The organism is Shewanella sp. NKUCC01_JLK, from assembly GCF_019345615.1.
GTDB classification, from domain to species: domain Bacteria; phylum Pseudomonadota; class Gammaproteobacteria; order Enterobacterales; family Shewanellaceae; genus Shewanella; species Shewanella oncorhynchi.
Genome location: NZ_JAHKRD010000009.1, coordinates 121,420 through 143,297 on the forward strand (window position 1 = coordinate 121,420; position 21,878 = coordinate 143,297).

Annotated in this window: 19 protein-coding genes; 11 read left to right on the forward strand and 8 right to left on the reverse strand. The window is 45.7% G+C overall.

Going from position 1 to position 21,878, the window contains the following annotated elements; all coding sequences use genetic code 11:
• Window positions 1-64: 64 nt before the first annotated feature.
• Together KO537_RS11415 and KO537_RS11420 are read right to left on the reverse strand one after the other, a co-directional pair.
• Entirely contained in the window at window positions 65-2,191 is a 2,127-nt protein-coding gene (locus KO537_RS11415; RefSeq protein WP_113940066.1) for a TonB-dependent receptor, read from the reverse strand.
• 245 nt (window positions 2,192-2,436) lie between these two features.
• Window positions 2,437-3,285 (reverse strand): transporter substrate-binding domain-containing protein, encoded by an 849-nt coding sequence (locus KO537_RS11420; protein WP_113940065.1) that lies wholly within the window; start codon window positions 3,283-3,285, stop codon window positions 2,437-2,439.
• 266 nt (window positions 3,286-3,551) lie between these two features.
• Here KO537_RS11420 and KO537_RS11425 point away from each other — a divergent pair, with 266 nt between their 5' ends.
• Together KO537_RS11425 and fumC are read left to right on the forward strand one after the other, a co-directional pair.
• Complete coding sequence (locus KO537_RS11425; protein ID WP_131523432.1) at window positions 3,552-3,776, forward strand: ribosome alternative rescue factor ArfA; 225 nt, start codon at window positions 3,552-3,554, stop codon at window positions 3,774-3,776.
• A 208-nt stretch (window positions 3,777-3,984) separates the two neighbouring features.
• Window positions 3,985-5,388 (forward strand): class II fumarate hydratase, encoded by a 1,404-nt coding sequence (fumC, locus tag KO537_RS11430; RefSeq protein WP_168825651.1) that lies wholly within the window; start codon window positions 3,985-3,987, stop codon window positions 5,386-5,388.
• A gap of 245 nt (window positions 5,389-5,633) precedes the next feature.
• Here fumC and rimO read toward each other — a convergent pair whose 3' ends face one another.
• On the reverse strand, window positions 5,634-7,052 hold the full coding sequence (rimO, locus tag KO537_RS11435; protein WP_173247135.1) for a 30S ribosomal protein S12 methylthiotransferase RimO: 1,419 nt from the start codon (window positions 7,050-7,052) through the stop codon (window positions 5,634-5,636).
• Window positions 7,053-7,469: 417 nt separating this feature from the next.
• Between rimO and KO537_RS11440 the strand changes: the two genes are divergently transcribed.
• The 4 genes from KO537_RS11440 to KO537_RS11455 all read left to right on the forward strand — a co-directional run bounded on the left by KO537_RS11440 (window position 7,470) and on the right by KO537_RS11455 (window position 11,352).
• Window positions 7,470-8,183, forward strand: coding sequence for an oxidative stress defense protein (locus tag KO537_RS11440; RefSeq protein WP_173247132.1), 714 nt, complete (start codon window positions 7,470-7,472; stop codon window positions 8,181-8,183).
• 206 nt (window positions 8,184-8,389) lie between these two features.
• Window positions 8,390-9,166 carry an EAL domain-containing protein gene (locus tag KO537_RS11445; protein ID WP_173247129.1) on the forward strand — a complete coding sequence of 259 codons (777 nt, stop codon included), beginning with the start codon at window positions 8,390-8,392 and terminating at the stop codon, window positions 9,164-9,166.
• Between the two features lie 140 nt (window positions 9,167-9,306).
• On the forward strand, window positions 9,307-10,158 hold the full coding sequence (locus KO537_RS11450; RefSeq protein ID WP_173247126.1) for a class I SAM-dependent methyltransferase: 852 nt from the start codon (window positions 9,307-9,309) through the stop codon (window positions 10,156-10,158).
• A 615-nt stretch (window positions 10,159-10,773) separates the two neighbouring features.
• Window positions 10,774-11,352: a porin family protein gene (locus tag KO537_RS11455; protein WP_105251308.1), complete on the forward strand. Its 579-nt coding sequence runs from the start codon at window positions 10,774-10,776 to the stop codon at window positions 11,350-11,352.
• 555 nt (window positions 11,353-11,907) lie between these two features.
• Here KO537_RS11455 and KO537_RS11460 read toward each other — a convergent pair.
• The 4 genes from KO537_RS11460 to KO537_RS11475 form a co-directional block, all read right to left on the reverse strand.
• A complete protein-coding gene (locus KO537_RS11460) occupies window positions 11,908-12,324 on the reverse strand; it encodes a hypothetical protein (protein WP_219234509.1) in 417 nt (138 codons plus the stop codon).
• A complete protein-coding gene (locus tag KO537_RS11465; RefSeq protein ID WP_173247122.1) occupies window positions 12,314-13,198 on the reverse strand; it encodes a hypothetical protein in 885 nt (294 codons plus the stop codon). Before KO537_RS11465 ends, KO537_RS11460 begins: the two co-directional genes overlap by 11 nt.
• A 552-nt stretch (window positions 13,199-13,750) precedes the next feature.
• A complete protein-coding gene (locus tag KO537_RS11470; RefSeq protein WP_219234510.1) occupies window positions 13,751-14,854 on the reverse strand; it encodes a phosphoribosylaminoimidazolesuccinocarboxamide synthase in 1,104 nt (367 codons plus the stop codon).
• Complete coding sequence (locus tag KO537_RS11475) at window positions 14,841-15,269, reverse strand: hypothetical protein (protein WP_219234511.1); 429 nt, start codon at window positions 15,267-15,269, stop codon at window positions 14,841-14,843. Before KO537_RS11475 ends, KO537_RS11470 begins: the two co-directional genes overlap by 14 nt.
• 247 nt (window positions 15,270-15,516) lie before the next feature.
• Between KO537_RS11475 and KO537_RS11480 the strand changes: the two genes are divergently transcribed.
• From KO537_RS11480 to nrfD, 5 genes are all read left to right on the forward strand, one after another.
• A complete protein-coding gene (locus KO537_RS11480) occupies window positions 15,517-15,999 on the forward strand; it encodes an SRPBCC family protein (RefSeq protein WP_173247113.1) in 483 nt (160 codons plus the stop codon).
• A gap of 104 nt (window positions 16,000-16,103) precedes the next feature.
• Window positions 16,104-16,766: a pentapeptide repeat-containing protein gene (locus KO537_RS11485; RefSeq protein WP_219234512.1), complete on the forward strand. Its 663-nt coding sequence runs from the start codon at window positions 16,104-16,106 to the stop codon at window positions 16,764-16,766.
• A gap of 429 nt (window positions 16,767-17,195) precedes the next feature.
• On the forward strand, window positions 17,196-19,478 hold the full coding sequence (phsA, locus tag KO537_RS11490; RefSeq protein WP_105251315.1) for a thiosulfate reductase PhsA: 2,283 nt from the start codon (window positions 17,196-17,198) through the stop codon (window positions 19,476-19,478).
• Window positions 19,479-19,490: 12 nt separating this feature from the next.
• Window positions 19,491-20,057 (forward strand): 4Fe-4S dicluster domain-containing protein, encoded by a 567-nt coding sequence (locus KO537_RS11495; protein WP_219234513.1) that lies wholly within the window; start codon window positions 19,491-19,493, stop codon window positions 20,055-20,057.
• 2 nt (window positions 20,058-20,059) lie between these two features.
• Window positions 20,060-21,007 carry an NrfD/PsrC family molybdoenzyme membrane anchor subunit gene (gene nrfD / locus KO537_RS11500; RefSeq protein ID WP_105251317.1) on the forward strand — a complete coding sequence of 316 codons (948 nt, stop codon included), beginning with the start codon at window positions 20,060-20,062 and terminating at the stop codon, window positions 21,005-21,007.
• Between the two features lie 106 nt (window positions 21,008-21,113).
• Here the strand turns inward: nrfD and KO537_RS11505 are convergent, their stop codons facing one another.
• Window positions 21,114-21,857 (reverse strand): sulfite exporter TauE/SafE family protein, encoded by a 744-nt coding sequence (locus tag KO537_RS11505; protein ID WP_219234514.1) that lies wholly within the window; start codon window positions 21,855-21,857, stop codon window positions 21,114-21,116.
• Window positions 21,858-21,878: the final 21 nt, after the last annotated feature.

Here is a 21,878-nt window from a genome sequence, read left to right on the forward strand (position 1 = left end):
GTGCAGTTAAAAACCATGTGGTTAAAAACGATGTTGTTAAAAACAGTGCCTTTAAAATCAGTCGTTAAAATGCATAGCTTGCGCTGAGTTCGAACGAGCGACCTGCACCGGCAATTTGGTTAAAGCCATTGGTATTATCGGCCTTAAATTCCGCTACACTTACGCCGCCCAGTGGCAGCTCATAGTAGCTGTCGAACAGGTTATTCACGGCGAAGGTGACAGTCAGATCCTGCCATTTCATACTGCTGTTCAAATTGAGCAAGGAGTAACTGTCGGTTTCATTTTCAAGGCGGCGGTCATCTACGCGATCTTTGGTCGCAACCCATTGCCATGAAAGACTGTTTTCCCATTGACCTAACTGATGTTGCAGTGCCAGCTCAGTTTGCAACGGCTTGATTTGATATAAAGGTTCATCACCTTCATCTCGCTCGCCACGGGTTACATTCACTTTGCCTAACACTTGCCATTTACCTGTGCTGGTTTCGGCAAACTGGTAGAGCGCATTAAAACGTGCGCCATAGAGATTGGCATCTAAGTTAGTGAATTGGAGAATATTGCGTTTGCCATCAGGCGAACTGGTGCGATTGAAGCTACCAATGACTTCGGCATCGACATAGTCAGTCACAGCTGTGTACCAAGCTGTGGTCGAGACTTGCCAGCTATCATCGTTATATTTGTAGGCTGCGCTCAGGGTATGGGCGGTTTCTGGTTTAAGATCCGGATTACCTACGTAACCATTACCATCACCATACCAACCTATCATAGTGGTCGCCATAGTGCCGCGGCCCCAGCTGTAACGTTCGTACAGATTAGGTGCACGATTCTTGCGGGCTAAACCAAACTCAAGTTGTTGATTGGTCGATAATTGATAGCGTGCCAGTAAGGTGGCATCGATCAGATTATCATCACGTTTTCTGTCCATCGCATTAAAGGCTTTTGCCGCTTCTGCGTCGACATTGGGCATGCCCATCATAGGCATGTTGCTATAGGCTTGGACTTCACCTGTATTGGTGGTGACATACTCAAAGCGAACGCCCGCCGATAACCACCAGCTTTGACTTAAATCTTGCTGCCATTCGCCATAAACGGCGGCGCGGCGGCGTTCACCATCGTTGATGTTGATGTAGTCATTGGGCGCCATCATAGTGCCAGGCACCGCAGGCCAAACATCGTCGAGCTGGTAGCTATAGTATTCTTGGCCGACCAGTAAGGTGCTGTCATCACCCATTGGCAAACGCCAGTGTAGTTGATAGCTGTAGTCATCACCTTCAGTGTTCATTGGCATCTTGCCGGTTTTTTCTGGGGTGAAAAAGCCCATCTCGTGTTTCACGCCGTGCCAGTTTACTTGGGCACTGAATTCACCGTCATCGTCGAGTTTGAGTTGATAACGGGCGAGGGCACCGTAACTCTTGTTATCCGTCATATCCATATATTGGTTAGCAAAACCTTGGAATGGAATATTTTGGTGGGTCAATTTGATGGCAACTTCTTGAGTCTCATCGCGCCATGCGGCTGTCAGTGCATGGTTTTGTGCGCGGTATAGAGTATCTATGACTTTATCGCCATTGCCATCTTTATAGCTGTTGGCATCTTCATAGGCGCCTTGATAGCTAAGGCTGACATTTTTGCTGGCAACTGTGGCATTGGTGCCGAGTAGCAAGGTGTCGCTCACACTGCGATATCCCGTTGAGATATCACCGCTATTCCACTTGATGCTATCGCTTTCACCAAATTTAGGGTTAAGGCTGCTAACCTTAATCACGCCCGCAATATTGTCGCCACCGGCACTGACTGGCGATACGCCCGCAATCACTTCGGCTGCGGTGACTTGATTGGCGGAAATATAGGACAGCGGTGGATTCATTTGGTTTGCACAGGAGGCAGTAATGTCCGCACCATCGACCAGCACTTTGATGCGATCGCCCATCATGCCATTGAGGATAGGTAGGGCCGATACGCCGCCCGCTTCGGAGAAATCGACTCCTTGCCCTTTCAGTAGATTTTCAGCCGAACCTAAGGCGTTACGGTTTTCGGTCTGTTGGCCATGGACCTCTAAGCGTTCAATATTGGCTAATTCGCTGTCGTCAGCCATGGCCTGTGGCGCTAGTGATAAACCCATGGCGATTGCGAGGGATGAGGAAATTACTGAAGTTTTAAACGGGTGAGATAAATACGCAGAATTTGCAGCCATCTTATTGTCTTCCATTCACTTGGATTAATTGCGCTGCATTATAAAGAGCATCTCAGTGTGGCAGGTGCGGCATATTGTCGCAGAGGGTAACAAAGCGAGTTAAAACATCAGAATATGGCTTGAGCAGAAGACAAGTTTTCCACTTTTTAATCAGTTAGGCATGATTCTCTTAGCTCTTTATTGGTACCTCAATTGATAAGAGGTCCAATAGAACTCTGCGTTAGCGGTACTTTTTGTGATTTAAGCTAGCCAAAATACTTGCTATACAAGCGCTGAGTTTCACCTTGGGAATCCATGGCGGCGAGTGCTTTGGCAAATTCAAAGACTTTAGAATCTGGTGTTAACACTGTGGGACTGTTATCTGGGCTGATGGGGATATCGGCGCGATAGTTGGGGTTGTGTTTACCGCGGTAGTGGCGGCTTTTTTTCGAGAAACCGAGGTACATTTCCTGCGGTAATTCGCTGTAGTGATAGTGGAGTTTAAACTGGCTTTGGTCACGATTTTTGAGGTAATAATACAAAGTGGTTTGATCATAAATAAAAAAGTCACCTTGGTTTGAAAGTAAATAATCCAAGGCTTTAGGGACGGTTAGCTCAGGCGGTTTGCGTACCTTAATTTTGTCGGGTAAGCCGCCAAAGTCATAACTGCCGGGGGCGATTAAGAGGGTCATCTCATTATGGGCTAACTGTTCAATGGAGCGAATATCGGCGGCGCCAGCACGGCTAATGCCAATCGCACGTTGTGAAAGTCCATTGGGGATAAAATGCGCGTATTGAGCCCGCTCTTCGGTGAAATTAAGGCCGGGATAAAAATCGATATTGCCGAGTTTGAGATCCCGCAGAATACGTAATTTAGGTGCGCGTACCACATTGAGTTTGCAGCCAATCTTGTTCGCCGCCGCTTGGTAGAGTTCGTGATAAAATCCCGTGTTATTGGACTCGTCTCCGATAAAGGGTAAGCGTTCGCTGGTGCGATACCCCATGGTCATCACGCAGGAGTCTGAACTGGAAAAAGCACTGGCAAGCGGGGCTTGAAGTGTTATCAGTAAGAGCAGTGCGCCGAGCCAAGGTTGAGCGACTAACACGGATGCCAAATTGATCTCCTTATCTGTCGATTACAAAGTGTAACCTGAGTGCCAATAAAGGTTATGGCAAAATCCACTCACTAAACCTATTAATAAAATCTTATTGATTATTAAGCTAATATATTATTTTTATTTAAATAATCTATCATACTTTCCTACTAGTCAAAGTCATTTTTTATGTTGGAGTGCACAAACTCTGTACATCTGATTTGATTGCGTTATAGTTTGCGCTGTTAGGCTATGGGCTTAACTTTCATTAAGCAGTGAGGCATAAAATGACTAAGCAAAAACCGCAAAATATGCCCTTAGAACACGAAAGTGGTCGAGGCACCATTACCGACAACGCACTAAAAGCGTTAGTGACGAGTCCCTTGTTTAGGACCCGCACCGAGAAAGCGAAAAAGGGCAAAGGGTCATACGACCGTAAAGCACAAAACCGAAAGGGGCATCAGCACAAGGGCGATGCCCCTTTTGACTTTCTAGGTCTGCGCTTTTGTTAATCTGCTTTTTACTGTTTTAGTTCGCTGCTTTAGTCTGCTGTGTTAGTGCCTCGTTAATCCTGCCAATTCATGCTCCTCCACCTGCCTTTACGCCAATCTTTACGCTTAAATCAGCCTTATTATTGATACTCCTTGTTGGAGGTTAATTGTACTTTCGCCCTGAGCGAGTATGGTGAACGCTTAGAGCGTTTTAGCGAAGGAGATGCACATGGCACAGCAATATCGAGTTGAACACGACACTATGGGTGAGGTGAAAGTCCCCGCCGATTGTTATTGGGGCGCACAAACCGAGCGTTCGCGGCAGCACTTTCGTATTGGTGCTGAGGCATCTATGCCTGTCGAAGTGATCCACGCTTTTGGCTATTTAAAGAAAGCCGCAGCCATTACCAATCAACAGCTTGGCGTCTTGCTCCAAGATAAAGCTCAACTGATTTCCCAAGTGTGCGATGAGCTGATTGCAGGCGAACTCGATGCGCAATTTCCTTTAGTGATTTGGCAAACGGGCTCGGGCACGCAAACCAATATGAACGTCAATGAGGTGATTGCCTATCGCGGCCATGTGCTCTCGGGTGGGCAACTTATCGATGCGGTTAAATGCTTGCACCCCAATGATGATGTTAACTGCTCGCAATCCTCCAACGATACCTTTCCCACCGCCATGCACATTGCCGCCTATCGCCAAGCCGTTGAGCTCGTTTTGCCCTGCATGAGGTTATTGCAGCAGAGTTTACAGAAGAAGGTCGAGGAGTTTGCGCAAATCGTTAAAATCGGTCGCACGCATTTTATGGATGCAACACCGTTAACCTTAGGCCAAGAGTTTTCGGGTTACGCCGCGCAGTTAAGTCATGCCATCGAAGGCATTGAGCACAGTCTCAAGCGTGTAGCCGAGTTAGCTTTAGGTGCGACCGCCGTGGGCACTGGGCTGAATACACACAAGGATTACGCCGTTAAGGTGGCGGACAATATCGCAAAACTCACGGGCTTGCCCTTTGTGACGGCGCCGAATAAGTTTGCTGCCCTTGCTGCCCACGATGAATTAGTCTCCCTGTCGGCGGCCTATAAAGTGGCGGCGGTTAGTTTAATGAAGATCGCAAATGATATTAGGATGTTAGGTTCTGGCCCGCGCTGTGGCATTGGTGAGTTATTACTGCCTGAAAATGAACCCGGTTCGTCGATCATGCCGGGAAAAGTGAACCCGACTCAGGTCGAGGCTATGACTATGGTGTGCGCGCAAATCATGGGTAATGATGTTGCCGTTGGGATTGGCGGCAGCAATGGTCAGTTTGAGCTCAATGTGTTTAAGCCGATGATTATTGCCAATGTGCTGCAATCGGGGCGCTTATTGGGGGATGCTTGCCAATCGTTTAATGATCATTGCGTGGTCGGCATAGTGGCGAACGAGCCACAAATCGCGCTGCATGTGGAGAACTCACTCATGTTAGTGACGGCGCTTAATCAACATATCGGTTATGAAAAGGCCGCTAAGATAGCCAAAAAAGCCCATAGCGAGCATAAGACACTGCGCCAAGCGGCATTAGAACTTGAGTTTGTCACGGCAGAAGAATTCGAGCTTTGGGTCGATGCCAATAAGATGTTGGGACCCGATGCTTAATGCTTAATTCATAACGTCTCATCCTAGCTGCTGATAAATCAGCGAAATTGAGGCTGGCAATGAATCAAGATAGTGATCCAAGATAATGAAAAGAAACAGTGTGATGAGATAGTGAGGCCAAACAGTGGAGTAAGGATGGTGAAGCATTCGCAGTGTTAATGTTTACGGTGCATCGAATGATAAAAAACAAAAAGCGAACCAGAGGTTCGCTTTTTGAGTCATAGCCTGTCCTCTATCAGAACAGCTTAGTCTTGGGAGTCAGCATCTACCACTTCAGCCCACAGATCGTGTTCATCTGAATGGGTGATGCGGGCACGAACCAACATACCGGGTTCCAGCTCAGTTTCACCATTGATAAACACCATGCCGTCGATTTCAGGTGCATCGGCGAAGCTGCGGCCAATGGCGCCTTCTTCGTCGACATCGTCAATCAGAATATCTAAAGTACGGCCAACGAAACGGGCTAAACGCTCGGCGCTGATCTCGGCTTGGAGTTCCATAAATCTGTGGTATCTGTCTTCTTTAACTTCTTCGCTGATAAGCTCGGCGATAGTGTTGGCGACAGCGCCATCGACTTCAGAATACTTAAAGCAACCTACGCGATCAAGACATGCTTCTTTTAAGAAATCGAGCAGGATTTGGAAATCCTCTTCGGTTTCACCAGGGAAGCCGACGATGAAGGTTGAGCGGATCACTAGATCGGGACAAATTTCACGCCAGCGTTGAATCGCTTCTAACTGACGGTCAACACGGCCTGGACGCTTCATCATCTTGAGAATGCGCGGGCTAGCATGCTGCATTGGAATATCTAAATACGGCAGGATCAAACCTTCCGCCATTAGCGGGATTAAATCGTCAACCCATGGGTAGGGATAGATATAATGCAGACGCACCCAAGCGCCCATTTTACCCAGTTGGCGCGCTAGGCTAGTAATGTCTTGCTTGACTGGCATACCGTTCCAAAAATCGGTACGACCGCCTTTGTCTTTGCCGTAGGCCGAGGTGTCTTGGCTCACAACTAGAATTTCTTGTACGCCTGATTCCACTAAACGCTTAGCTTCATCTAAGATGCTGCCCGCTGGGCGGCTGTCGAGATCGCCACGTAGCGAAGGGATAATGCAGAAAGTACAACGGTTGTCGCAACCTTCTGAAATCTTTAAATAAGCGTAATGCTTAGGCGTTAACTTAACCCCAGTTTGTGGGATTAACGAGGTGAAAGGGTTGTGCTCTGGCTTAGGCACATATTTATGAACGTGCTTCAACACCGCTTCGTAGCTGTGTGGGCCAGTGATTTCTAACACATCTGGGTGCACTTCGCGGATTTGGTTTTCTTTGGCGCCAAGGCAGCCAGTGACGATCACTTTGCCGTTTTCTTCTAAGGCTTCACGCACAGCATCCAGAGATTCTTCCACCGCAGCATCGATAAAGCCGCAGGTATTGACGATAACTAAGTCGGCATTGTCGTAGCTATTAGTGACTTCGTAGCCGTCGATGCGTAACTGAGTCAGAATACGCTCTGAATCCACGAGGTTTTTTGGGCAGCCCAAAGACACGAAACCGATGCGATTCCCAGTGGTAACAGCATTAGTGCTTGCTGCTTCTAATGTTTTGACTGGGATATCAAGCGTGGTCGTTTGCTTGGGTTTAAAAGTTTCAACTGTCATGGTTTCTCGCTGAGGTATAAGCCGCCTTAAAAAAGTTGGCGGATTATACCTGAAGTGATTAAAAGGTACAGTAGCTTTGGCTGAAAAGTGTACAACTGGGGCGCTGAATATGCCAGTTAACCCTAAGGCCTATTTTGGGTGTGGATATAGGAAGACAAGCCAAAGATCCAAGGTCGAACTCATCTGGATAAAAAGCGCTAAACATTTTTCAGAAAAATTAACCCTTTTTAAAATTGGCCGCGTTTATAGGGACAAGAGACAATTTCTTGATGCTGTTACATATTGGCACAAGTATTGGCACTTTTTACTGATAGCCTAAGCGCTAAATAAGCGACACAGTCGTTTTAGCCGTCTCGTTTTGAATATGCGTTCTATTTGAAGTGGTTTAGGTATAAGCACATTATTTTGGAGTAAGTTATGAAAAATTCTCTTTTAGCGGTATTGGTGGCGGGTGGTCTTTTTTCTAGCGCGTTTATGGCGCCAGCGGTACTCGCCGCTGAGGTCGATTTCCCGCATATTGAAACCATGGGTGTGAGTCAAATCCAAGTCGAGCCTGATATGGCGGATGTGAATGTGGAAGTGGCCGTGACCGAAAAAACCGCTAAAGCCGCCAAGGATAATTCCGATGCCGCCGTGGCTAAGTTTATCGCCCGTCTCACCACAGCGGGTGTGACTAAAGATCAGATCCAGAGCGCGAATTTAAATCTTCAACCGCAATATGTGTATGTGGAGGATAAGGCACCTGAGCTGACGGGTTATACTGCCAGTCGCCAAATTACCGTGACGGTAACAGACTTAAGCCGCTTGAACGCTATTTTAGATTCAGCCTTAGAAGAGGGCATGAATCGGGTCAATAACATTGCCCTTAAGTCGAGCAAAGAAGCTGAATACGTCGCCAAGGCACGTCAAGCTGCGATTGTGGATGCCAAACAAAAAGCCGAATCTTTGGCTAAAGGCTTTGGTGAAAATCTCGGTAAGATTTGGCAGATCCGTTATTACGATCAACGCCCTGTGCAACCTGTCATGTTGCGTATGAGCGCTAAAGCCGATGCCATGGGCGCCGCCGAGAGCTATCAGTACGGTCAAGTGAGCATAGAAGATAGAGTTGAAGTGGTTTATAAACTGAAGTAAATCAGTCTGAGGCCTATGGTGATGGATGAAGCTCCTATTGGGATTCATCCATTTTTTTTATGTCGTTTACAATCGTTTTATATTTTTGGAAATAGCATTCTTCACTCTAATATGTGATGGATTTTATTAGGATGATGAACAGTAAAAACTGGCAAATTTAAGTATTTATCCTCACACTAGTAAGGTTAATGTTTAGGAGGCCGTTTATGGATTTTCCCGCTCGAATAAAGCAACAAACTTGCATGGATTGCTTAAGTGGTAAGTCATTAGGATTTGAAATTCGAATGGCATTTCAACCTATTATCCATTGGCCTAGTCGTGAGATTAGCGGTTATGAAGCTCTGGTCAGAGGCCCTGATGGTGAAGGGGCTGCGTGGGTGTTTGAGCGGATTAATGAAAATAATAAATACTATTTTGATCAGGCTTGCCGTGTTAAAGCGATAGAAACCGCTTCAAAGCTGGGACTCGATAAGATGCTCAGTATCAACTTTTTACCTAATGCCGTATATAACCCTGAGACCTGTATCCGCGCGACGATTGAAGCCGCCGACATGTATGGGTTTGATATTCACAAAATCATGTTCGAAGTGACTGAGGGCGAGCAAATTGTCGATCGGGCAAAATTAGTCCGTATCTTCGAGAGCTATGCTAAGCGTGGTTTTATCACGGCAATCGATGATTTTGGCAGTGGTTTTGCTGATTTAAGCTGGCTCGAAGCCCTGCGCCCTCAAGTATTAAAACTTGATATGACCTTGATCCGTGATATCGATCTCGATAGAGAAAAGCAGTTAGCTGTGGATGAAATACTGCGTATTTGTTTAGAGCTTAATACAAGAGTTTTGGCCGAAGGCATTGAGACAGAAGCCGAACTTAATTATCTCGCTGGAATAGGGATTGAGTATTTTCAGGGGTATTATTTTGCCAAACCACAACTCGAATATTTAAGTTCCTATGATGAGCTGAGCTTTCACGCCCCAAAGTAAATGGTTAGGTGGATTGATATCGTTGCACGATTAGAGTGATAACACGTGCTGAGACTCGATGGATAATTCTTTGTTTCTGATATCGGCTAACTGATATATCATGCGCCACCTAAAATTGCCCTTGTTACCTATTCGCTACTATGTCTTCCAACGCGCTCTATACCGATTTATCCGGTTATTACGATTTAATGTGTTCCGATATCAACTACCAGCAACAGAGCGCGAGTATCCATCGTCTGCATCAGTTCCTCGGCAATAATGGTAAGCAACATCTTGATTTAGCCTGTGGCACTGGTCCGCATGTGCGGCATTTTATCGACCTTGGTTATCAGTGCAGTGGCCTTGATATTAATCAGCCTATGCTAGACATGGCCATGCGTCGTTGTCCTGAAGCTCAGTTTAACCTCCAAGATATGACGGCTTTTTATTTAGAAGAGCGCGTCGATTTGATTACCTGTTTTTTATATTCCATCCATTACAGTGCTTGCATCGAACGCCTTAAAAGCTGTATCGCCAGTGTGCATAGCGCACTTAATGACGGTGGGCTGTTTTGTTTTAATACTGTCGATAAGCACAGAATCGATAACACCAGTTCGGTTAAGCATTTTGCCGAGTTTGATGGTAGCCATTTCGCCTTCGAATCCGGCTGGCATTACAGTGGGCAAGGTGAGAAACAGTCATTAAAGTTGAGTATTGCCAAAAGCAGTCAGCCGTTTGCTGAGGTCTCGCCTTTACCTGTCTCTGATATGAAAGGCTTAAGCTCGCTGGAAGCCGGGTTACACGCCGCAGGTTTGCAAGAAGTGGGCTTACAAGAAGTCCACAGTATTGAGCAATGGCAAGACCAACATGCTATGGTCGCTACCAGCTTCACTGAGCTGCAGGAATTGTTAGCGCCCTATTTTGAAGTGCATGTTTTCGAACACGATTATGAAAGAATTGTCCCGTGGGATTTAGCATCAGGTAACGCGCTGTTTGTTTGCGTGAAGATTTGACCTTTTGTTGAAGGTTGGTAACAGAAGGCCTGCTCATAATGTCACTGTTACTCGTTAAATCTCGCTTCTCTTTCAGTCTGTTTTTATTTAAACCCAAATGAAAGTAGTAGACTTCACTCCTGATTTTTCATCAAGAGTCGACCAAAAGGGGAAGGTACCAGTTCCCCTTTTGGATATTCCTTGCCAAATAACGTCCATGCTTAATAATCAGTTCATCATCCATAACTCTTGTTCATAACGCTGCCGCACAGTATTCCCGTTAAAGCTGCTTTGATAAACTTGCTTTAATAAAGAAGCCGCACAATAGAAATGATAATAGAATTAATTGAATGTAATAAAATTGTATGTTTATTTTATTGCCTATGAAATAGTTACAATTTCACAGGAAATAAATACATTAAGACAGAATTAGCACGGCTTTAGTGTAAGTATGAAAAAAGTTTCATGTGTTTTATAAAAATAGTTAACTTGAATTTAAAATATTAAAATAAATATATCGCATTGATAAGTAAGGTTATTGTTTTCATTATGTATTGAACTGAGTGTGGTTTTGCGAGGTTGGCATTATTTTTGTAATGTCCTTAGTGTATTTAAATAATTAACTAGGAGTACTTTATGAAAAATCCCATTCTTACTTTAGCTGCCATTATTTCTTTAGCCTCTTTTAGTGCATATTCTCATGCAGATAACATGAGCAACAGTGATGCCGCAGAAAACGGAATCTATGTCGGCGCTAACTACGGTTATTTAAAAGTCGATGGCGATGATGATTTTGATGATAATAGTGATGTAATGCAGGGCCTTGTTGGTTATAAGTTTAATAAATACCTTGCTCTTGAAGGTAGTTACATTAACTTTGGTGATTATGGTAATGGTTTAGCCAATGCCGAAACCGATGGTTATACGGCAGCCCTTAAAGTCATGCTTCCCATTGCAGACCGAGTAGAGCTATATGCTAAAGGTGGTCAGTTATGGTATTCGACAGATTATGACGTCGTCGGTTTTTCTGGCAATGACGATGGTGAAGGTGTATTCGCCGGCGCCGGTGTGGCATTTAAAGTCACAGATCGATTTTTAATTAATGCTGAGTACACTTGGTATGATGCAGATATTAATGTCGATAGCGTCGCCAATGGCGGAAAAACAGATACAGACTTTAATCAAGCCAGTATCGGTGTTGAATATCGCTTCTAATTATTCGTTGTTAATATTTATAATTTAAATATTAATTATCTAGGTGTGACACGTTAAGTGTCACACCTTTTTTATATTACTAATAAGCCCCTCCGAGTTTTTATTTTTTAAATCAAAGTCAAAATCAACGTCGTGGGGCTTCACCCCACACCCGACCAAAAGGGAAAAAACGCCTATTCCCCTTTTGGAAATCCCCCGGCGTCCCTAGCGAAGTTACATGCATTAGTTAGTGGCTTCGTGCTTATTCGAAAATAGCTAACGCTTCCGATGGCTCCGCTTTACATCCATGTAAAGCACCCCAGTTCGGCAGTCCCTGCCTCTCGCTCATAAGCGCGAAAATCACCGATTTTCATTCGCCCCTTCCCCCTGAAAGCTATGCAGACGTCCTGTTTGCATCACACTATTTTCTTCAACACCCTTCAACACCCTTCAACACCCTTCAACACCCTTCAGCAACTTCGCAGGATAAGTTGAACTTCTGGGGTCTTGGAGTCTGCTGTTAAACCTAAAAGAGTTATGCATATCCTATCTTTTAAGCAAATTGCTATACGCACTTTATTGCGCTGTTTGCTCTTTATTAATATGGTAAGCAGCAGAACCATAAATAAAGTGAAATATTGAAGCGACAGCAAATAATATTAGTTGAATAATACCTATATTCTGACTCGGCATGACCAACATCAAAACGTACACAACTATATTGATTGTCAAACCAAGACATACCAAAAAAGTGATGTTAAAGGTTATCCCTGGCATTTTTTTAGACTTACTAGTTGCTGCTAGCGCAGTCGTTAATTTTACAATAAGCTGACCATAAATAATGCTTGATGCAATTGACCAATCTGAAAGTAACAAAAGTTCACTAGTTTGATCTTGTGCAAACTTAACAATTGTAAGAATAACAAATGGCAATATAACAAATAAATACGATGCCATTAAATACATTGCTGCACCCTGTGGCTTACGCTTCATCACTATTGTACTCTAAATCTAAATCTAAATTTTTCTGTAATTCTTCGCTTCTAATTTGGCGTTCTACGTGTAATATTTTGTGATTTGAAAAAGAGAAGCGCTTTGCACCTTTTTCCTTATGGGCTTCATATGACACTAATGCAATAATTGCATCACCTGGGTCTATATGTGCCAATTCTCTATTTTGATATCGCTTGAGCCATTGTTCATCTAATAAGGGGGCTGAAAAAGATTTACATCTTTCAATGCTTTTAAAATCCCACATGGCATCACCAAAAAAAACAGGCTTTTTGATTAACAAAGTCTCTGTCGTTTTTACCTCTCGAAGAATTTCAATAAATAAAGAACTAGGGTCTTTATCAAATCGAATTTTAGTATTTAAATATACAAGATTACTGCATCCAGATTTTATATCAATAGTTTCACCGTCTATTAGTCTTTCTGAAGCTTTCACAAGTTTTTTAACACCTTCGGCTAAGCGTACTCTGTTAATGTTTAACTCATTTGGAAATCTAATGTCTATAGAGCTTTTTACTCTATCTTCTAAGTGTGTAGCTATTTTTTCAATGTCTTCTTCAGAATCTATTTCATCAAGTTCAATCATAGAACCTGCGATATATTCTGGGATTTTACATAGTGTTTTACTGAAGGATTTTATGATTGATGCACAATTTAATACAGCCTTAATAGATCCTTTTTCAACAGCTGATAATTGATAAGAAAAATCAGCTTCAGGATCAATACTGTGGCCTACGACATGCACTAATTCTTCAAAAGCACTTACGTATCCAGCCATCGCGAGAAAGACACGATCTGCGCTACCCGTTGCAGGTTTATAATCTAGTCTAATTTCAAAAATTCCATCTTCTAACATAAATTCCTCGGAAATAGCTGATTACGATTGTGCGTATAACATTTGTATCGTGTGCATGCGCATAATATCACCTCAGACCACTTGGTAAATTTATTCACAAACTACTGATTTAAAATTCGATTTATACAATAGCAAAAATCATTCTGGGTAGAAAGTACGCATGCGCATGATTTCTGCTCGTTTTGTTTAATGCATTGTTCATAACCAGTTGAATATCAAAGATGGGACATGCATATTTTTTTTTAATCATGGTTTTAACGAGCCAGACATTGTTAAATTTCCTGATTGCATGCTTGTTAGAAGGCATACAGATTACTAGATGGGTTGGCGGGATTAAGCATTGGCATGTAAGTGACCGTTGACGGCATGGATGCCGTCGTCGAGCCCTCATGGATGAGTTTATGGCGTGTCACTGGAATGACAGTGCTTAATTATCAGCGGTGTATTGGTTAAGTTTGTGAATGACTTAAACAAAAAGGCGCCTAAGCGCCTTTTCTACTATTCAGTTATGGGTAAACCACCCAAAACCTCAGATTTGATTACAACTTTCTATTACACAATCAGATCATACTCATCTTTGAGTATCTTAATAATATCTGCCTTTGGATTCGCTGGCAGCGGGATTGGAGCGCCAGTCACTTTCTCGGCAACGCCGGTGTAAGTGCGTGACACTTGCATCATGGCCTCAAGTGGCAGGTCATTGTCGCGGGCGAGGGCTTCACGCTCTGGCATTCTGTCTTTGTTGAGCAGCACATCAGGATCAGGGAAATGATTTAGCAGGAACTGGCGGAAACCCTCTTTGGAGTTTTCCAAAATCTTGCCATCGCGGTAGGCGGCGCCGTCCCAAATACGTGATGAGTCTGGGGTGCCGACTTCATCCATATAAATCAGCTTTGAGTTGCCATCTTTGTCGGTCACATAGCCAAACTCGAACTTGGTATCGACAAACACTTGATCAATGTCGGCCAGTGCTTTTGAAATCACTTTAAAGCCATCTTTTAACAGCTTCTCGTACAGGTCGATATCTTCTAACTTTTCAAAGCCAAAGGCTTGGTAGTTGGCTTCGATATCGCTGCGGCTGATGTTCACGTCATCTTGGGCTGGCACGCCTGGGATGCCGGTTAAAATACCCTTAGTCGATGGAGTGATTAACAGCTCAGGGAGCTTTTGATCTTTCTCTAAGCCTTCTGGCAATGTGATGCCACAGAATACGCGCTCGCCCTTAGAGTAAGCGCGCCACATTGAGCCTGTGATGTACTGGCGGCAAATAGCTTCGACCTTAATAGGGCGAGCTTTTTGGACTATCCATACGAACGGGTGCGGGATATCCAAAATATGGCTGTCTGCTAGGCCGTTTTCGGCGAACAGTTTAAACCAATGGTTAGATATCGCGTTTAATGCCGCGCCTTTACCGGGAATGCCTTTGAGGCCACCTTCACCGTGGAAGATACAGTCGAAGGCTGAGATACGGTCGCTGATCACCATGATGGCGAGCGGGGTATCTTCGGGGACGTTATAACCCTTGGTTTTGATTAAACGGCGGCTGTCGGCATCGGTTAGCCAGTAAACGCTGCGAACCTTGCCGCTGTGGACTGGGCTGTCGGTGCGGATTGGCAAATCGTTATTCACGGCTAATACGGAATCAGCAAGACTCATGACGAGTATTCCTTAGGATAGAGAGTGTAGGGATAAGGTTTTTATAAGTGTCGGTTTGCAGATGGACTATGGCGTTAGCAACAGCCAGATTCATTGCAACCGCTTTATTATTCGCGCTTGGCTTAGGGCGTAAATCGCTCAGCCAGTTTGCGGGATTTGATGTTAAATCTTGAACAGCAAAAGTCGTATTTTCGGGCGGTGTTTGAATTGTGTTGGGTGGAGATAATGCAAGGGAGGGAACAAACGCAGGGCAAGGTTGGCACCACAGTGAAAGTGGTCTGCGAAAGCGGGCTGGGCCCGTGCCATTTTGCTCGAAAATGCTAACCATTAATCCGAGAGAACCTTGTTCTAGACTGCCGCGAAAAAGTGGCGACATTCTACCTTTTTTGACAAAATTTGCCACGGCTATTTGCATCGCTCTTTGCACAGATCTTTACATAGCCCTTTACACTGCTCTTTATATAGTTCTGTGGCTTGAATCTAGCGGGTATAAGGATTTGCAAGGGAATCACGCGCTAACACTCAGTGCTGAGCATGATGGAGGGCTGGTGTTCTGCGGACGAGCTAATGTTGAAGGGCTGTATTTTAGCGCGCTGATATGCGAGCTTATGATGTAGCTGCAGCCGACAAGACCATCAAGCCAAATATCCAATGGAGGGAATATGAGCACAAGTCAGCATGTACATAATGATAATCAACGAGAGCTAGTATTAGAGCGGATTATCGATGCGCCGCCAGAAAAGCTGTTCCGCGCGTGGACCGAGCCAGAACTCCTTAAAATTTGGTTTACGCCAAGGCCGTGGACTGTGGCTAGCGCGAGCTTAGATGTGCGTGCCGGTGGTTCAAATGTGATCGTGATGCGCAGCCCTGAGGGACAGGATTTCCCGAATCGTGGCGTGTATCTCGAGGTGGTTGAGAATGAGCGCATCGTATTTACCGATGCCTTTACTGAGGCTTGGGTGCCGTCCGATAAAGCCTTTATGACGGCAACCATTACGTTTGAACCTATAGATGGTAAGACCAAGTACACTGCGCGGGTGCTGCATTGGAATAGCGAAGATAGGCAGAATCATGAGGATATGGGGTTTCATCAGGGTTGGTCTAAGGCGACCGATCAGCTTGAGGAACTCATCGCGAGCATTTAGCCGGTGAGTCTCAAGCCTCGTATCAGAGAGTCAATAATAAGCAGTATCTAGCCCAATTGCCCTGCATATTTTATTGCTGGGGATTGGGCAGGATTAGAGGTGTTATGTCGTCACAGAAAGAAGTCTTGCAGCTTACACAATCAGTGCTTGCGCCATCGCAACTAGCGCAAAGCGAGGCTTTGCAAGGCAATAGTTTTTTATCAAAACAGTTCAATGGCTTGTCGGAATTAGCACAAGATCTACAGGGCATCGAGTTTGAGGATTGCTACTTTCAAGATTGCCATTTTAGCGAGAGCACTTTCCGTAAATGCAAGTTTATCGATTGCCGCTTTGTGCGTTGCAACTTAAGTTTAGTGAAAGTGCCCCAGTGTCAGTTCAGCGGGGTGGAGTTTGAAGAATGTAAGTTAGTCGGTATCGATTGGACCCGCGCCGCGTGGTCGCGTTTATCCTTTGCCGCGCCCTTTTCCTTTAAGCAATCCATCTTAAATGATTGCTCATTTTTAGGTTTGTCCCTCGATGAAATTATCATCGAAGAGTGTAAGGCCCACGATGTCGATTTTCGCGAGGGCAGTTTTAATCAAGCCAATTTCACCTACACGGATTTTAGTCATAGTCTGTTTGGCCGAACTCAATTATTGGAGGCGGATTTCAGCGAGGCATCCAATTACGATATCGACATTTTTAACAATAAAATCAAAGGCGCTAAGTTTAGCCGCGACGAAGCGATTCGGCTACTCAACTGCCTCGATATAGAATTAATGGATTAAGGATTATGGTAGGTTTTCGTTCAGCTTTTCACTCAGCATAGTGATGCTCATCCCACGAGTGTTATCGCAATTGATTGAAATGTCAGTTTTCTTCTCAGCCGCCAGTATCCAAAGCTGGCGGCTTTTTCTGTCCGTTTTTTAAGACCTATTGATCTTATTCACGTATTTCAAGGTCAGTCTTAGGTTTTAGTTGCGGTAGATCACACCGAGCTTCCCCATGTGGTTTACCACAATACCCACCTACCTCTTTCGGGATAACAATCTCTGTGGATGAGCAGTGTATTCAGCGTATGCCGTGTATTTTGAAGATATGGTGGCGCTGTTTTAACGCTTTATAACTAAAAAAGTAATCAAATCAGTGAGCAAACCTCTGCTCGATGGCGTCCAATGTGGCGACTGACGGGTGGGATGAGCGTGATGGAGGTAACCATGATTGAGCTTAATAGGCGAACCTTTTTAAAGGGAGCAGGAGCGAGCAGCGCCACGTGTGCGCTGGCCAGTCTGCTGCCGGGCAGCTTAGCGGCATTAGAGAATAAGCAGCTAAAGGGCATGGGCAAAGACATTGCCAGTATTTGTGAAATGTGTTCGACTCGCTGCCCGATTTCGGCGCGGGTGATTGAGGGCAAAAACGTCTTCATTAGTGGCAACAAGGCCGCTAAATCTTTTGGCGGTAAAGTGTGTGCCCGTGGCGGCGCAGGCCATAGTTTATTGTACGATCCACAGCGTATCGTTAAACCGTTAAAGCGGGTCGGTGAGCGCGGCGAAGGTAAATGGGCTGAGATCAGTTGGGATGAAGCTTATAAATTAATTGCTGAAAACCTCAATAAAATCAAAAAAGAACATGGCCCAGAAGCCGTGGCATTCTCGTCAAAATCTGGCTCACAAGAAAAGCATTTGTTTCACCTTGCGACCGCCTTTGGTAGTCCAAATACCTTTACCCACGCGTCGACTTGCCCAGGTGGTTATGAAATTGCCGCTAAGGCTATTTTTGGCACTAAGGTCAAACGTGATTTAAGTAATTCTAAATACATCATTAACTTCGGCCATAACCTGTACGAAGGCATCAATATGTCCGAAACCCGCGGCATGATGGCGGCGCAAATGGACAAAGGTGCCAAGCTGGTGGTGTTCGAGCCAAGATTCTCCATTGTGGCCGACAAGGCCGATGAATGGTATGCCATTCGCCCCGGTACCGACGTGGCCGTCGCCTTGGCGTTATGCCATGTATTGATTGAAGATAATCTTTACGACAAGGCATTTGTCGCGCGTTATGTGGAAGGTTTCGAAGCCTTTGCCGCCGAAGTGAAAGCTTATACCCCTGAATGGGCTGAAACCATCTCCGATGTGCCTGCCAAAGACATCCGTCGTATCGCCCACGAATATGCCGCTAAAGCGCCCCATGCAGTGGTCGATTTTGGTCACAGAGCCACCTTTACCACCGAAGAGTTTGAGATGCGCCGCGCCCTTTACGCCGCTAACGTCTTGATTGGTAACATCGAGCGTAAGGGCGGGATTTATATCGGCCAGAAACCCGGTGATTACAACAAGCTTGCCGGTGAAGCGGTTGCGCCCGTATTGGCAAAACCTGGCGTGAAAGACATGCCAAAACCAGCAGCGAAACGTATCGATCAGGTGGAAGAACAGTACGCCATGATGTGGACATCGGGCGGCGTTTACCAAACTATTCTCGATGCCACATTAAGCGCTGTTCCTTACCAGTTACACGGCTGGGTGATGTCACGCACTAACCCAATGCAAACCATGACAGACAGGGCGCGCGTTGTTGAAGCGATGAAAAAGCTCGACTTTATCGCCGTGTGTGATGTGTATATCAGCGAAACCGCCGCCTATGCGGACGTGATTTTACCTGAGTCGACTTATCTTGAACGTGATGAAGAAATTGCTGATAAGTCAGGTAAAAATCCGGCCTATTATGTGCGCCAACGGGTCGTTGAAACCTTAGGTGATACTAAGCCTTCTTGGCAGATCTTTAAGGATGTGGGTGTGGCTATGGGCCTTGGCGAGTTCTATCCATGGGAAAACATGGAAACCCTGCAAATGCTGCAGGTGAACCGCGACACTGACCTGCTGCGCCGGATCAAAGACGAAGGTTTTGTGAGCTTCGGTAAGCCAATTATGTTGTGCGAGCCTAAGATGGTTGCCGAGTTTATTAAGGCATACCCCAATGCGCGACCTGCCGATGAAGACGGCACTTACGCCAGCGCACTGACCTTTAAAACTCCGAGTGGCAAAATTGAACTCACTTCCGCGAAAGTCGAAGCCATGGCACCGGGCCGTGGGGTGATCAAGTTCCGCGAAGTGAATCTTAAAAAAGCAGATGAGCTGTACTTTATCCAAGGCAAAGTGGCGGTGCACACCAATGGTGCAACCCACAATGTGCCTATGCTCGCTAACCTGATGTCGGATAACGCTGTGTGGGTTCACCCTGTTACTGCGGGCAAATTAGGGATCAGCAATGGCGACCCAATCCGCCTCACCAGCAGTGTAGGCACAGAAGAAGGCCATGCCTTAGTCACGCCGGGCATTCGCCAAGATACTGTGTTTGCTTACATGGGCTTTGGTTCTAAAAACAAAGAGTTGGTCAGAGCAACGGGCAAAGGTATCCACTGCGGTAACTTACTACCGCACGTTACTGCTCCTGTGTGTGGCATGACAGTGCACACCACGGGCGTCACGCTGGCAAAGCGCTAATCGGAGGCTTAAATGAATAAACGATATGTAATGGTGCACGACGAGAATAAGTGCATCGGCTGCCAAGCTTGTAACGTGGCGTGTCGCAGTGAAAATGGCGTACCCGAAGGCGTAACTCGTCTGCAAGTGCGTGTGGAAGGCCCCTTTGGTGAGATGCCCAATCTGCATTTCAAATATCACAGGGTATCTTGCCAGCAATGTGAAGATGCACCCTGCGTTAAAGTGTGCCCAACAGGCGCGGCCTATGTGGGTGAAGATGGCATTATCTCTATCCATACCGAGAAGTGTGTCGGTTGTATGTACTGTGTGGCAGCGTGCCCTTATAAAGTGCGCTTTATGAACCCAGAAACCAAGGCGGCGGACAAGTGTAACTTCTGTAAGGATACGCGTTTAGCACGGGGCGAAGAGCCAGCGTGTGTGACTGTGTGTCCAACCGATGCCTTAGTGTTTGGTGATGCTAATGATCCGCAGAGTGAAGTGGCCATCATGCTCAACACTAAAATCACTTACCAAGATAAAACCCATTTGGGCACTAAACCTAGGGTATATCGCGTTCCTACCAAAAGAGGGGGGATTTGATTATGAACAATACTTGGGGCGACATGGCGCAATATGATCCTGTCACTTGGCACTGGGTCATCGCCGTTTACCTGTTTATGGCGGGGTTATCCGCGGGCAGTTTACTGATTGGCATTGGTTTGCGCTGGGCGAATAAGGAACTCAGCGCGGGAGCCGAAAGCAGCATTCTTAAGGCGGCAGCCATTATTGGGCCTGTAGCAATTAGCTTAGGTCTAGCTTGCTTAGTGTTTGACTTAACCAAACCATTCCACTTCTGGTTGATCTTAATTCACTATAACTTCCAGTCTGTGATGGCAATCGGGGTGCTGGCGCTGCTGGCGTATTCTCCCTTAGCTTTTGCGTACGCCATTATTGTGCTGCGGGATGACTTACCAAAATGGGGTTTGGGTTTCCTAACACCTATCGCTAAGTTACTTATGCCATTTCGAAAGCTGATTGAAGTATTGTTGTTTGTCCTGGCCATTGGCGTAGGGGCTTACACTGGCTTCTTGATTTCGGCGATGAATGCCTATCCTATGCTCAACACTGCGGTACTGCCTGCGCTGTTTTTAGTGTCGGGTTTATCGGCGGGCGCTGCGGCCAATGCGGTACTGGCGTTGCTGATGTTTAAGACTGACAGCCACGACAAAACTTTAGTGAAGATGCACGGTTTAGAATTGCCTGTGATGGCGATTGAAATCTTGTTCCTGTTCATGTTGTTCTGCGCCTTGTACTTCAAGGGCGGCGCGGCGGCTGCGGCCTTAGCATCGTTAACTTCTGGGCTATGGGCAAGCGTGTTCTGGATAGGTGTTGTCGGTATAGGTTTTGGTATTCCCTTGCTGTTTATGCTGCTACCCGCCGCGACTCGCCATACTAAGGGCGCGATGATCATGGTAGCTTGTGCGAGCTTAACGGGCGTACTCGCCTTAAGACACTTTATTGTGTACGCAGGGCAAAGCTATTTAAGCTGAGCGTAATCTAGCTTTACATATTGATAGATAAAGAAAAAGCACTGGCAATGTCAGTGCTTTTTTATTGTTTGAATCTTGAGAAGGTTTGCCAGTACAAGCAGGACGCTTATTGGGGTAATAACTCGATAACCGACTTCACCGTTAGTACTAAGGCGCTGATACTGCACAGGACTAACGTCGCCATCTTTGTCTTCTCTTTATCGACACGGCCCACTAATCGTCCTGCGACTAAGTAACCTAAAATCACTGAGGGGAGCAGCATCAACGACAGCCACAGATGTTTTAATTCTAATAAGCCAGTGATTGCTAAAATGATCAGTGCAATCATGGAGCTAAAAATGAAGAAGGCCGAAAGCGCTGCGCGAAACTGCGAGGCATCTTTGCCTGCCAACAAAATCGCCATCGGCGGGCCACCAATCGCGGCGATATTGCCGAAGATCCCTGAAACCACACCCGCACCGAAGAGGGTTTTCTTATTCACTGGCAGGCTGAATTTATTCAGGCTGAGGATCACTGCGACAGTCACGATGGCGGCGATGGATAAACCCAGTATGGGTTGAGGCGCAAACAGCAACAGACTCGCGCCGATAAAACCGCCGGGCACGCGACCTATGAGCGCATATTGCAAGCCATTGAATTCTAAGTGACCGCGTTCACGCACTAAGGTCAGCATGGCGATGGAGAAACCCATAGCAATAACAGGCGCAGGTACAAGTTGTGGATCGACGATATACAGCAAAGGACTGGCGACAACCGCAAGCCCAAACCCAATCAGACTTTGGGTTAAGGCGCCCAGAAACACGACCAGCGAGGCTAAGGCGAGTGTCTGTGGATCTATCATAGAAAACATAGGATTTCCTATATCCCAAAC